The sequence below is a fragment of the Alkalihalophilus sp. As8PL genome (assembly GCF_040939795.1).
Lineage (GTDB): Bacteria > Bacillota > Bacilli > Bacillales > Bacillaceae_D > Alkalihalophilus > Alkalihalophilus lindianensis.
Genome location: NZ_CP162551.1, coordinates 2,816,841 through 2,830,443 on the forward strand (window position 1 = coordinate 2,816,841; position 13,603 = coordinate 2,830,443).

The window sequence follows — 13,603 nt, forward strand, 5'->3', positions numbered from 1 at the left end:
AATGAAGCATATGGAGCGTTTTGAATTTATTATATGATTGATCACTTAATTGATAAAAATAGGACGATTATCGTCTGGACGATCGAGACGAAATCACGTTTAATAAACGGAGGTACAATAGATGGATCATCAACAGATTGAACAAATTGAGCGTTCTTTACGTAGAGTTTCAGAAATGGTAAAGCAGAAGGGACGAGAAATTCTGACCCAATTTCCGATTACTCCACCACAATTTGTCGCATTACAGTGGTTAAACGAATATGGTGATATGACAATAGGAGAATTATCTACTAAAATGTACTTGGCATGTAGTACCACAACTGATTTAGTTGATCGGATGGAGAAGAATGAACTCGTTGAACGTGTGAAGGATAAGAACGATCGTCGTGTTGTTCGAATTCATTTACTAGAAAAAGGAACGACGATCATTAATGAAGTGATTAATAAGAGACAAGAGTATTTAGAGAATATATTAGCAAACTTCTCACAAGAGGAAGTAGACTTTCTAGAAAAGAGCTTACACGTTTTACATGAGGAAATGAAAGCGAAAGTTTAATGTGTTAAGAACATCGTAGAAATTGAGGGAGACATAGTGGATAGACCTATAGGAGTTATTGATTCTGGATTAGGCGGGTTAACCGTAGCAAAAGAGTTAATGAGACAGTTACCAAAAGAGGAGATTGTCTACATTGGCGATTCAGCACGTTGCCCGTATGGCCCAAGGACGACTGAGGAAGTTAGAGCGTTTACATGGGAAATGATTGATCGTTTAGTAGATGAAAATATGAAGATGCTTGTCATTGCCTGTAATACAGCTACAGCTGTTGTGTTAGAGGAAGTTAAACAAGAGCTTTCTATTCCTGTGGTTGGAGTCGTTCATCCAGGTGCCACAAGCGCTCTTAAAGTGACGAAAAAGGATCACGTGGCAGTAATCGGGACAGCTGGGACCATTGAAAGTGGAGCGTATGAAAAAGCCCTTAAATCAATTAACAATGAAGTTGAAGTGGAAAGCTTAGCTTGCCCTCCTTTTGTTCCTTTAGTGGAGCGTGGGGTGTTTGACGGGGTTGAGGCTAATCTCATTGTTAAAGAAACCTTAGAACCGCTAAAAGGAAAAGGGTTTGATACATTAATTTTAGGGTGTACACATTATCCGTTATTAAAAAATACGATCCAAAAGCAAATCGGCTCAAACATACAACTGATTTCTTCAGGGGATGAGACGGCTAGGGAAGTAAGCGGATTGTTGTACCACAATAACTTATTATTTACTGATAAACGTAAGCCTACTCACCGTTTCTTTACAACTGGTGATCACGAACAGTTTAAGGTATTAGCGGACAAATGGCTAGAAATGGACATTGGACAGGTTGAGTCCATTCTATTAGGAAAACAAGAGACCATCTAACATGACGTTAGGTGGTTTTTTTATGTGTGCTTGTAATTATTTGTAGACAAGTGGTCTAAACTTCGATTGAGCTCGTATACATGTAGTACAAACCATCTTTTATTAGGAGGGAAAACAATGCGTAAGATGTTTCGTAGAGGGGTTCCTGTACTCGTGTTATCTACACTCGTAGCTACAGGGTGTTCGTTTGGCGGTAATGAGGCAACAACAGAGATGGATGCGCCACCTGTTAGTTATGTAGATGAGGGAGAATCTCTGGACTTAGATGAAGAAGAGGTTGTAAGTGAAGGGGAAGAACAAGAAGCAGAGGCACCAGAAAAAGGTGAAGAGGGAGAGGGAGAAGACGCAGAGGCTGTTGTTGAAGACGTACAACGTGAGTTATATCTTATTGATGAGAATGGTTTAGTGGTGCCTCAGACGCTCTCGTTACCTAAAACTGAAAGTGTATTAAAGCAGTCGCTTCAATATTTAGTTGAAGGTGGCCCTGTAACAGAGCTATTACCAAATGGGTTCAAAGCCGTTATTCCTGCTGGTACAGAAGTGGATGTTCACTTAAATGATGGTGTGGCCATTGCCGACTTTTCAAATGAGTTCAAAGAATATGATCCATCCGAAGAACAACAAATTCTTCAAGCGATTACATGGACGCTTACTCAATTCGATACGGTTGAAAAAGTAAAGCTTAGAATTAATGGATATGATCAAGAGATGATGCCGCAAAATGGTACACCTATTGGTGATGGAGTTAGTCGTGCTAATGGAATTAACTTAGAGTCTAATGGTGTAGTAGACATGGTGAATAGTAAAAGTGTGACACTATATTTTTTAGATCAAAAGGGTGAGAATACGTATTATGTGCCTGTTACTCGTCGAGTTGGGATGGAAGAAGATTCTGTCAAAGTTGCAGTTGAAGAACTTCTTCAAGGACCGTCTTTTAAATCAAATTTATTAACGGACTTTAGAAATGGTGTACAACTATTATCCGATCCTATCTATGAAAATGGAGTGGTTACGTTAAATTTTAATGAATCCTTGTTAAGTCAATTAGACGCAAAGGCAGTTTCAGATACTGCTTTAAATATGCTAGCTCTTACATTGACTGAGCAAGAGGGTGTGGAACAAGTAGCCGTTCAAGTAAATGGTGAGGCAAATATTCTTCATGAATCCGGACAAATGACTCAACCGGTTTCAAGACCAGAATTAGTGAATACCGGCAGCTTTTAGATAAGGTGAGGAGAGATAGTCATTTGACTGTCTCTTTTTATTTGAGGAAGGTTTTTGGAAAAGATGGATACAAGAGTGGTTTTTGTGTGATTCTAGAAGTGGATAGGTGTTATGATAATGTGGAGGAGGAATTGACCATGAGACAAGACGGTAGACAAGTAAATGAATTAAGATCGATACAATTAGACACTCAATACCTAAAGCATCCAGAAGGTTCAGTCCTCATTTCAATGGGAGATACGAAAGTGATCTGTACAGCAAGTATTGAAGAAAGAGTCCCACCGTTTATGCGAGGGCAAGGGAAGGGTTGGATAACAGCTGAATACTCTATGTTACCTAGAGCAACGGAACAACGTACAATCCGAGAATCTTCTAAAGGGAAAGTAACAGGCCGGACGATGGAGATTCAGCGTTTGATTGGCCGTTCACTAAGATCAATTCTTGATCTAGACTTGCTCGGAGAACGTACGATTTGGGTTGATTGTGATGTGATCCAAGCTGATGGAGGAACGAGAACAGCATCGATAACAGGTGCATTTGTGGCCTTGACATTAGCAGTTGAAAAAGCAGTTGAAAATGGAAAAATTAAAAAATGGCCGATTAGAGACTATTTAGCAGCCGTATCTGTCGGAGTAGAACCGACTCACGGAGAAATATTGGATTTATGTTATGTAGAAGATGCTGCAGCAGAAGTGGATATGAATGTAGTGATGACTGGTTCGCATGAATTTGTGGAGCTTCAAGGAACAGGTGAAGAAGCGACATTTTCTAGAGCGCAACTTAATCAAATTCTCAATTTAGCAGAACATGGAATAGATCAACTAATTCATCATCAAAAAGCAGCTATAGGGGCTGTAAGTGAGAAGATCGATACATATAAAAAAGGATGAAGAAACATGAGCAAACAAATCATTATTGCCACTAAAAACAAAGGGAAGGTGCGAGAGTTTGAGCAAATGTTTGCAAAAGACGGATATAAAGTTAAATCTCTATTGGATTATAAAGACATCCCTGATATTGAAGAAACTGGGGAAACGTTTGCAGAAAATGCATCGATTAAAGCAGAAACATTAGCTAAAGCTTTGAATGAAGTGGTGATTGCAGATGATTCAGGATTAGTCGTCGATGCTCTAGACGGGCGTCCAGGAGTATATTCAGCTCGTTATGCAGGATTGACAAAAAGCGATGCTGCCAATAATGAAAAAGTATTAAAAGAAATGCAAGACATTCCGAGTGAAGATCGAACAGCTCGTTTTGTATGTGCAATTGCTGTAGCCTCGCCACAAGAAAACACCTTTATCGTTGAGGGAACATGTGAAGGAGTGATTGCGCGTGAGCCGGTTGGAACAAACGGATTTGGCTATGATCCTATTATGTTTCTCCCTGCATTCGATAAAACGATGGCGCAACTAACAGCAAATGAAAAAAATGGGATCAGCCACCGTGCGAAAGCATTACAACAACTAATAAGTAAGTGGAAATAGATAGATAATGGATAGGAGAGGATTTACATGAAGCTTCTCATTATGAGTGATAGCCATGGTTGGGGCGAAGAGATCGTTCAATTAGTGAAGCGACATCAGCATGAAGTAGATGCAATGATTCATTGTGGGGATTCCGAGTTACAAGTGGATGCAAGCGAATTAGAGGGAATCAAAATGGTTAAAGGTAATTGCGATTTTGGCGCAGATTTTCCTGAAGACTTAATTGAGACCTTTGGTTCTTTTGTTGTCTATGCTACTCATGGACATCTTTATAATGTGAAAATGACTCATGTGCCCCTTAGCTACCGTGCAGAAGAGGTAGGGGCTAACCTTGTCTGTTTTGGACACTCCCATGTGGCAACAAGTTTTAAGGAGCAGGGGATTGTCTTTATTAATCCTGGTAGCTTCCGTCTACCTAGAAGCCCTAAAGAGCAAACGTATGTCATTTGTGAAGTGACGGACTCTACTATACATGTGCGCTTTTATGAAAGAGAAAGTGCAGAAGAATTGCATACTCTTTCAGAAAACTATTCTAGGTAACAGAGATTTAGTTTTGAAAAGAAGGCAGTATGCGCATAACTCTGCCTTCTTTCCAAAAAGATAGTTATTAAAAATTGATAATTGTTATTGACATATTTAAAAATATTAGGTATAGTTATAAGCGTCGTCAGGTACTTAATTGTTAGACGAACACATAATGATTATTCCATGCGGGTGTAGTTTAGTGGTAAAACCTCAGCCTTCCAAGCTGATGATGTGAGTTCGATTCTCATCACCCGCTTTGTCCCAGTAGCTCAGCAGGATAGAGCAACGGCCTTCTAAGCCGTCGGTCGGGAGTTCGAATCTCTCCTGGGACGCCATTCCTATATTACATACGTAACGTCTCCGTTTAATTAAACGGAGACGTTTTTTGTTGGTCTTGCTTGTTGCTTGATTTCTCTTAAATAGTCGTGTGTATCAACCAAGATTTTATCATCTTCATAGTACAACACACTCCACCCTTTTTTCCTCATAGAACGGCTAAGCTTCTTTTCATCAACATCTTTCGTTTTCTCAATGAGTGCCAGTCGATAAGGAACTAAAGCCATATTGATTGTGAAGCCTCCAACCTCATAGCGAGGGGTGGGATAATAACCTAACTCTCGTAACTTTTCATAAAGGACCTTTTCAGCTTGTGTTCGGCAATTGGCTTCATTTTCTGTTACCAAAACTAATAATGCTTTTCGTTTTTGTCTAAGACAAACAAAAGGAAAGCGTTTAGATAAGTAAACCAAGCGGAACAGTTGCTTTAGTTGTTTCATCTTCATCACCCAATTATATCTTTTCCGCATTTGCTCGATTCTATGAATAAAAAGGAAAAGATTTTAAAATGGGCTAAACGTAGGCTAGGTAAAAGTGTAAGCGTATTCAATAGTTCGGACAAATCTAAATTGTCAAATTATTTTACGGAAAGTGGTTGACCACTTCCCAAAATGGGCGTATTATAAACCTCAAATACCATCACAGAGAAAAACAAATGTCCGCTCAGAAAAGATACATTCATGGATTTCTTCTCATTGATTATTGGAGAAAGAAACCGGGTTGGAGACATTGAGGAGAGTGAGCATCATGAGTGAACAGTGGATTTACTTAAATGGACAATTTGTATTGAAACAAGAAGCGAAAGTGTCTGTTTATGATCATGGGTTTCTATATGGTGACGGTGTTTTTGAAGGCATTCGAGTTTATGATGGAAATGTCTTTAGATTAGACGAACACCTTGATCGCTTATATTATTCAGCTAAATCAATCATGTTAGAAATACCACACACAAAAAAAGAGATGACAGATATCGTCGTTCAAACATTACAAAAAAACCAACTAAAGAATGCATATATTCGTTTAGTGATTTCAAGAGGAGTTGGAAATTTAGGACTTGACCCAGCATCTTGTGCAACTCCACAAGTTATTGTAATTGCTGAAGAGTTGGCGTTATTTCCAAAAGAACTCTACAAGACAGGACTTGAAATTGTCACGGTAGCAACAAGAAGAAATCGACCAGATGTGCTCAGTCCTAAAGTTAAATCACTGAATTATTTGAATAACATCCTTGTAAAAATAGAAGCAAGTCTTGCAGGAGTAAGCGAAGCGTTGATGTTAAACGATCAAGGGTATGTAGCTGAAGGATCTGCAGATAATGTCTTTATTGTTAAAGGAAATAAAATCTTAACACCTCCTGGTTACATTGGTGCATTAGAAGGGATTACTCGAAACGCCATTATAGAGCTAGCTGATGAGCTAGGTTATGACATGAGAGAAGAGCCATTTACAAGACATGATGTATATGTTGCTGATGAAGTATTCTTAACAGGTACAGCAGCTGAAGTTATTGCCGTTGTAAAAGTAGATGGCAGAGTCATTGGTGAGGGAACGCCAGGAAAAGAAACAAACCGCTTATTAGAAGCATTTCGTAAACGAGTCGTAGAAGATGGAGAAAAAGTATATCCTGAAGCAACTCAAGTAGAGGTTAGCTGAGACTAGAATATATATAGATAGAAGATAGATGAAGTTGAGCGGAGTGGAGTAGCAAGGAAGTTAGGGGCGATAATATTGAGAAGTGACATGATAAAAAAAGGCATCGATCGCGCACCACACAGAAGTCTACTAAGAGCTGCAGGTGTTCGTGAAGATGAAATGGATAAGCCGTTTATCGGAGTATGTAATTCATATATTGATATTATTCCAGGCCATATGCACCTCAATAAATTTGCAGAAGTAGCAAAGCAGGCTATACGAGATGCGGGGGGAATTCCATTTGAATTTAATACAATCGGTGTTGATGATGGGATTGCAATGGGGCACATTGGAATGCGTTACTCCCTACCTAGTAGAGAGATCATATGTGATGCAGCTGAAACCGTAATAAATGCACACTGGTTTGACGGGGTGTTCTACATTCCCAACTGTGACAAAATCACACCAGGCATGTTAATGGCTTCCGTTCGAACGAATGTACCATCCGTGTTTGTATCAGGGGGTCCGATGGAAGCGGGACGTACAAAGGATGGTAAAAGCCTCTCATTAGCATCCGTTTTTGAAGGAGTTGGAGCATTTTCATCAGGCGCTATGTCAAGAGAAGAACTATTAGAAATTGAACAAAGTGCCTGTCCAACATGTGGTTCATGTTCTGGAATGTTCACAGCCAATTCAATGAATTCATTAATGGAAATGCTTGGTGTAGCTTTACCTGGTAATGGCACAATGGTTGCTACGAGTAAAGCTCGCCACCAGTTGATTAAGGATGCAGCGAAGCATTTAATGAATTTAATTGAAAAAGATATTAAGCCTCGTGACATCATTACTGAAGAAGCAATTGATGATGCATTTGCTTTAGATATGGCAATGGGCGGTTCGACCAATACAGTCTTACACACATTGGCTATTGCAAATGAGGCAGAAATTGAGTACGACTTAAATCGGATTAATAAAGTGGCTGAAAGAGTGCCTTACTTATCTAAGATTAGTCCAGCATCTGATTATTCTATGGATGATGTCCACCAAGCTGGGGGAGTAAGTGCCATTATGAAAGAATTGTGTAATATCGATGGAGCGATTCATCCCGATCGAATTACAATTACAGGTAAGAGTTTATATGAAAATGTAAAACACGCAGAAATTACAAATGATGAAGTGATTCGTCGTCAGGACAATCCTTATAGCCCGGTAGGTGGTCTATCCATTCTTTATGGTAACCTCGCTCCAGATGGTGCAGTTATTAAAGTAGGGGCAGTTGATCCTTCGATTAAAGTGTTTGAAGGAGAAGCGATTATTTTCAACTCCCAAGAGGAAGCTCAAAAAGGCATCGACGAAGGTTTAGTGAAAGCAGGCCATGTCGTTGTTATCCGTTATGAAGGTCCAAAAGGTGGGCCAGGAATGCCTGAAATGCTTGCACCAACATCATCTATTGTTGGGAGAGGGTTAGGCACGAAAGTTGCACTGATTACAGATGGCAGGTTCTCTGGTGCTTCTCGTGGGATTTCAATCGGTCATATTTCACCAGAAGCTGCTGAAGGTGGTCCGATTGCTTTCATCGAAAATGGTGACAAAATTCGTATCGATCTAACTAACCGTACACTTGAATGGCTTGTTACACCCGAGGAGCATGCGGAGCGTAAAGAAGGCTTTGTTGCACCGGCACCAAAAGTGAAAAAAGGATACCTTGCTCGTTATGCAAAGCTTGTTACATCAGCTAATACTGGTGGGGTTATGAAAATCTAATAACTAAAACGAAGAAGAGGAAAAGTATTCATTAGATCTAGCAACTACAGAGAGCCGTATTGCTGAGAATCGGCGTTGCTCTAATGAAGAAGCTCACCTCCGAGTGTCAACCTGAACGAGTAATCTACTAGGGTTGGTCGAGTGTTTGTAGCACTCGTTACCAAAACGTGATAAGCATAGCTTGTCCATGAGGCTGAACTCATTCGAATTCAGCGAACAAGGGTGGTACCGTGAAAAGAAATCTTTTCACCCCTTCAGTCGTTATTAGGACGGCTTGTTGTGGAGTGGAAAGATTTTTTTGTTTGGAAAAATATTAATTAGATCATGGTTTCACATTTAAAATACAGAATGTTCTTAAAAAGATAACTTGTGAGGAGGAAGAGACGTGAGCACAAAGTTGCAAAGTATGGAAAAGCAAACTGCCGCATCTGGTGAAGAAATGTCAGGTTCTAGCATGTTGATGAAAGCCTTAGCCTGTGAGGATGTAGATGTCATTTTTGGTTATCCAGGTGGAGCAATCTTGCCAACCTACGATGAAATTTACAAAACTGGTATCAGACACATTCTAGCAAGACATGAGCAAGGAGCTATCCATGCTGCTGAAGGTTATGCAAGAGTATCAGGAAAACCAGGAGTATGTATTGTTACGTCTGGTCCTGGAGCGACGAATGTCGTAACGGGCATTGCTGATGCAATGATTGATTCCCTTCCTCTTGTCGTCATTACTGGGCAAGTAGCAACAACAGTCATTGGCACAGATGCTTTTCAAGAAGCTGACATGATTGGAATTACAATGCCGATCACAAAACATAACTATCAAGTTCGTTCGGTTGAGGAATTACCACGCATTATAAAAGAGGCTTTCCATATTGCAACGACTGGAAGACCAGGTCCAGTGTTAATTGATCTTCCGAAAGACGTATCACTTGCAACTGGGATGTTTGATTATGAGAAAGAAGTTGATCTTCCAGGTTATCAACCAACCGTTATCCCAAACAAACTTCAAATCCGTAAAGTCGTAGACTCAGTTACTGCCTCTAAAAAGCCAGTAGTCTTAGCGGGAGCGGGAGTTCTTCATGCTAAAGCGTCAGATGAACTTGCAGCATATGTAGAGCAACAGCAAATTCCAGTAGTCAATACATTACTTGGTTTAGGTAGTTATCCAGGGGAAGATGATCTTCATTTAGGAATGGCTGGGATGCATGGAACTTATACAGCCAATATGGCTCTTCACGAAGCTGATCTTTTAATTAGCATCGGTGCTCGCTTTGATGATCGTTTAACTGGCAACCTTGCTCATTTTGCACCTAATGCAAAAGTAGCACATATTGATATTGACCCTGCTGAAATCGGGAAAAATGTTCCGACGGAAATCCCGGTCGTAGGAGATGCAAAACAAGCGTTGTTAATGTTAATGGATGAACAGGGTAAACGTGGTGATCATCATGAGTGGAAGAGTTGGCTCAGAAAATTGAAAGAGGAATATCCACTTTGGTATGAACAAGATGGTGAAACGATTAAACCTCAACATTTGATTGAGAAGATTTATGAAGTAACAAAAGGAGAAGCCGTTGTTACAACAGATGTCGGTCAGCATCAAATGTGGTCTGCACAGTTTTATAAATTTAACTATCCAAATCAGTGGGTTACTTCAGGGGGACTCGGAACAATGGGATTCGGTTTCCCAGCGGCGATTGGTGCTCAATTTGCAAAGCCAGACAAACCGGTTGTAGCGATCATCGGTGATGCTGGTTTCCAAATGACAGCTCAAGAGTTGTCGATCTTACAAGAATTGAATTTACCGATTAAAGTCATGATTGTAAACAATGCTGCACTTGGAATGGTTAGACAGTGGCAACAGTTATTCCATGGTGAGAGATACTCTAACTCTTTGTTCCCGATCCAACCAAACTTTGTCAAGCTTGCAGAGGCTTATGATGTTAAGGGGATGAAAGTAGAGCAACTCTCAGACCTTGAAGCATCACTCAAGGAAATGTTCGATTATCCTGGCCCTGTATTAATGGATTGTAGGGTAGCAAAAGAAGAAAATGTCTACCCAATGATTTCACCAGGTAAAGGACAACACCAAATGGAGGGGGTTAAGCCATGAAACGTACGATCACAGCCCTAGTTAACAATACATCTGGTGTGCTGAATCGAATTACCGGCTTGTTTGCAAGACGGCATTACAACATTGAAAGCATTACCGTAGGGGTTACAGAAAACCCTTCGATTTCAAGAATGACATTTGTTGTAAATGCTGATCAGATGCAAAATGTTGAACAAGTGATTAAACAATTAAATAAACAAGTTGATGTATTGAAAGTGAAAGATATTACAGATGAAGCCATTGTGGCTAGAGAACTTGCTTTAATTAAGATTGTGGCCTCTCCTAGTCAGAGGGGTGAAATAGCAGCCTTGGTCAACCCATTCAGGGCATCGATCCTTGATGTGGGACGTGAAAGTATGACCATTCAAATTACTGGTGACCATCCAAAGGTTGAAGCATTCATTGATTTACTTCGACCGTACGGGATTAAAGAGTTAGCTCGTACAGGAATTACCGCTTTCAATCGTGGGCATAAAAAACCACTGACTGATCCCTATCGTTTAACCTTAATTAACTAATAAATGAAAAAATCAACCAAAACAGAGGAGAGATGAGAAATGGCAAAAGTATATTATAACGGTGATGTAAACGAAGCAGTATTAAACGGGAAAAAGGTGGCAGTAATCGGTTACGGTTCACAAGGTCACGCTCATGCACTAAACATGCGTGAAAGTGGAGTAGATGTAGTAGTTGGACTACGTAAAGGTAAATCTTGGTCGCAAGCTGAAGAGGATGGATTTAATGTTTATACAGTAAGGGAAGCAGCAGCTCAAGCAGATCTAATCATGATCTTACTTCCAGATGAGCATCAACCAAAGGTGTATAAAGAAGAAATTGAGCCAGAATTAACGCCAGGTAAGGCATTAGCATTTGCTCACGGATTCAATGTTCACTTTAATCAAATCGTTCCTCCAGAAACAGTAGATGTTTTCCTTGCAGCACCTAAAGGACCTGGTCATTTAGTTCGTCGTACATTTGAAGATGGAGCTGGAGTACCTGGATTAATTGCTGTATACCAAGATGCAACAGGGGAAGCGAAAGACATTGCTCTTGCTTATGCGAAGCAAATTGGATCAGCGCGTGCAGGTGTACTTGAGACAACATTTAAAGAAGAAACAGAAACTGATCTATTCGGGGAGCAAGCAGTCCTTTGTGGTGGTACAACAGCTCTTGTAAAAGCTGGATTTGAAACACTAGTAGAAGCTGGCTACCAACCTGAAGTTGCCTACTTTGAGTGTTTACATGAATTAAAACTTATCGTTGATTTGATGTATGAGGGTGGATTAGAAGGAATGCGTTACTCAATCTCTGATACAGCACAGTGGGGAGATTTTGTAGCTGGACCACAGATCGTTACAGATGAAACGAAGAAAGCAATGAAAAAGGTATTAACTGATATTCAAACTGGTAAATTTGCAAAAGGCTGGATCCTTGAGAACCAAGTGAATCGTCCAGAATTTAATGCAATCAATGAATCTGAAAAGAACCACCCAATTGAAGTGGTAGGTCGTGAGCTTCGAGAAATGATGCCATTTGTAAAGACTAAGCCAAAAGCAAAAGGAGTGGTAGCTAGTGCGAAAAATTAACGTCTTCGATACTACGCTTCGTGATGGCGAACAATCGGCTGGCGTCAATTTGAACTTTGAAGAAAAACTTGAGATTGCAAAACAACTTGAAAGGCTTGGAGTAGATGTGATGGAGGCTGGATTTCCAGCTTCCTCACAAGGTGATTTCAGGTCTGTTCAAGCTATTGCAAACACGGTTAAAGGAAGTTCTGTAACGGGGCTAGCACGTTCTGTTACAAAAGACATTGATGTGGCATGGGAAGCGCTGAAAAAAAGTGCAGAACCACGCATCCATGTTTTCTTAGCAACTTCACCCATTCATATGACATATAAGTTACGAATGACACCTGATGAAGTCGTTCGCACTGCAGTAGAATCTGTAAAATATGCGAAAGCAAAATTTCCACAAGTGCAGTGGTCAGCAGAAGATGCGAGTCGTTCAGAGCTTCCATTTTTAGCAACAATCATTGAGGCTGTCATTGATGCTGGAGCAACGGTTATAAATCTGCCGGATACAGTAGGTTATACCACTCCACAAGAGATTGGAAATATGTTCCGTTATTTAACAGAGAACGTACCAAATATTGACCGGGCTATTTTATCTACTCATAACCATGACGACCTTGGAATGGCAGTGGCGAATTCCCTAGCGGCTATTCAAAATGGAGCAGGTCAAGTTGAGTGTACGATGAATGGAATAGGAGAGCGCGCAGGCAATGCTTCTTTAGAAGAAATTGCGGTGGCACTTAACATCCGAAAAGATCACTATCAAGCGGATACTGGATTGACGTTAAAAGAAATAAAGCGTAGTAGCTCACTTGTTAGTAAGTTGACCGGCATGATCGTACCAAGTAACAAAGCGGTAGTTGGTGCTAATGCATTTGCTCATGAGTCAGGTATTCACCAAGACGGTGTCCTGAAGAATAAAGAAACATATGAAATCTTTACACCAGAGCTTGTTGGGGTTTCTTCAAATCGTATGGTACTAGGAAAGCATTCAGGTCGCCACGCCTTTAAAGAGAAGATTGTTGAGTTAGGATTTAACGGTACGGAAGATCAAATTCAAACCATCTTCAAGGCGTTTAAGGATCTAGCTGATAAGAAGAAAGATGTTACTGAAGACGATCTTTTTGCTCTTATGACTGAAGCAACAGTGGGAGAAGCGGTTGCTCATTATGAGTTAGAAGCTCTTCAAGTGAATTATGGAACGAATAATATCCCAACTGCTACGATTACCTTAAATGTTCCATCAGAAGGGACGATCCAAGAAGCGGCCACTGGTTCTGGTAGTGTTGAAGCCATTTACAATACACTTGAGCGCATGATTGATGGTCCGGTTATTTTAGAAGATTACCGAATTCAATCAATTAATGGTGGTCGAGATGCTCTAGCAGAAGTATTTGTGAAAATTCAATATGACGGCGTAGAATCGACTGGTCGTGGAACAGCGCATGATGTTCTTGAAGCATCAGCTAAAGCCTACATCCATGCAATTAACCGTACAATTAACCGTCGCGCCTATAATGCAGAACGAATGAAACAATTGAACGCCTAGGAG

General features: G+C 40.3%; 13 protein-coding genes, 2 tRNA genes and 1 other annotated feature. Of the genes, 14 read left to right on the top strand and 1 reads right to left on the bottom strand.

The window, feature by feature from the left end; genetic code table 11:
* The first annotated feature begins 121 nt into the window (after positions 1–121).
* The 8 genes from AB3N04_RS15685 (at position 122) to AB3N04_RS15720 (ending at position 4,973) form a co-directional block, all read left to right on the top strand.
* On the top strand, positions 122–556 hold the full coding sequence (locus AB3N04_RS15685; protein WP_317122056.1) for a MarR family transcriptional regulator: 435 nt from the start codon (positions 122–124) through the stop codon (positions 554–556).
* A 36-nt stretch (positions 557–592) separates the two neighbouring features.
* Positions 593–1,405 (top strand): glutamate racemase, encoded by an 813-nt coding sequence (gene racE, locus AB3N04_RS15690; RefSeq protein WP_317122057.1) that lies wholly within the window; start codon positions 593–595, stop codon positions 1,403–1,405.
* A 117-nt stretch (positions 1,406–1,522) separates the two neighbouring features.
* Positions 1,523–2,629, top strand: coding sequence for a GerMN domain-containing protein (locus tag AB3N04_RS15695; RefSeq protein ID WP_368503611.1), 1,107 nt, complete (start codon positions 1,523–1,525; stop codon positions 2,627–2,629).
* 137 nt (positions 2,630–2,766) lie between these two features.
* Entirely contained in the window at positions 2,767–3,519 is a 753-nt protein-coding gene (gene rph / locus AB3N04_RS15700) for a ribonuclease PH (protein WP_368503612.1), read from the top strand.
* 6 nt (positions 3,520–3,525) lie between these two features.
* Positions 3,526–4,113 carry an XTP/dITP diphosphatase gene (locus tag AB3N04_RS15705; RefSeq protein WP_368503613.1) on the top strand — a complete coding sequence of 196 codons (588 nt, stop codon included), beginning with the start codon at positions 3,526–3,528 and terminating at the stop codon, positions 4,111–4,113.
* Positions 4,114–4,140: 27 nt separating this feature from the next.
* Complete coding sequence (locus AB3N04_RS15710; RefSeq protein ID WP_368503614.1) at positions 4,141–4,653, top strand: metallophosphoesterase family protein; 513 nt, start codon at positions 4,141–4,143, stop codon at positions 4,651–4,653.
* A gap of 170 nt (positions 4,654–4,823) precedes the next feature.
* Positions 4,824–4,894: transfer RNA gene (locus AB3N04_RS15715), tRNA-Gly, on the top strand.
* 2 nt (positions 4,895–4,896) lie between these two features.
* Positions 4,897–4,973: transfer RNA gene (locus AB3N04_RS15720), tRNA-Arg, on the top strand.
* 33 nt (positions 4,974–5,006) lie between these two features.
* Here AB3N04_RS15720 and AB3N04_RS15725 read toward each other — a convergent pair.
* Positions 5,007–5,414, bottom strand: coding sequence for a hypothetical protein (locus tag AB3N04_RS15725; protein ID WP_368503615.1), 408 nt, complete (start codon positions 5,412–5,414; stop codon positions 5,007–5,009).
* 307 nt (positions 5,415–5,721) lie between these two features.
* Between AB3N04_RS15725 and ilvE the strand changes: the two genes are divergently transcribed.
* The 6 genes from ilvE (at position 5,722) to AB3N04_RS15755 (ending at position 13,600) form a co-directional block, all read left to right on the top strand.
* Positions 5,722–6,627, top strand: a complete 906-nt coding sequence (ilvE, locus tag AB3N04_RS15730) for a branched-chain-amino-acid transaminase (RefSeq protein WP_368503616.1) — start codon at positions 5,722–5,724, stop codon at positions 6,625–6,627.
* Positions 6,628–6,702: 75 nt separating this feature from the next.
* The gene (ilvD, locus tag AB3N04_RS15735; RefSeq protein ID WP_368503617.1) at positions 6,703–8,370 is read left to right on the top strand and encodes a dihydroxy-acid dehydratase; all 1,668 of its coding nucleotides are present in this window, start codon (positions 6,703–6,705) and stop codon (positions 8,368–8,370) included.
* Between the two features lie 2 nt (positions 8,371–8,372).
* Positions 8,373–8,627 (top strand) — a binding site (T-box leader).
* Between the two features lie 149 nt (positions 8,628–8,776).
* Positions 8,777–10,480, top strand: coding sequence for an acetolactate synthase large subunit (ilvB, locus tag AB3N04_RS15740; RefSeq protein ID WP_368506071.1), 1,704 nt, complete (start codon positions 8,777–8,779; stop codon positions 10,478–10,480).
* Entirely contained in the window at positions 10,477–10,998 is a 522-nt protein-coding gene (gene ilvN, locus AB3N04_RS15745; protein WP_317122065.1) for an acetolactate synthase small subunit, read from the top strand. Before ilvB ends, ilvN begins: the two co-directional genes overlap by 4 nt.
* Before the next feature lie 39 nt (positions 10,999–11,037).
* On the top strand, positions 11,038–12,066 hold the full coding sequence (gene ilvC / locus AB3N04_RS15750; RefSeq protein WP_368503618.1) for a ketol-acid reductoisomerase: 1,029 nt from the start codon (positions 11,038–11,040) through the stop codon (positions 12,064–12,066).
* On the top strand, positions 12,053–13,600 hold the full coding sequence (locus AB3N04_RS15755; protein WP_368503619.1) for a 2-isopropylmalate synthase: 1,548 nt from the start codon (positions 12,053–12,055) through the stop codon (positions 13,598–13,600). The genes ilvC and AB3N04_RS15755 overlap by 14 nt, the downstream gene beginning before the upstream one ends.
* The last annotated feature ends 3 nt before the right edge of the window (positions 13,601–13,603 follow it).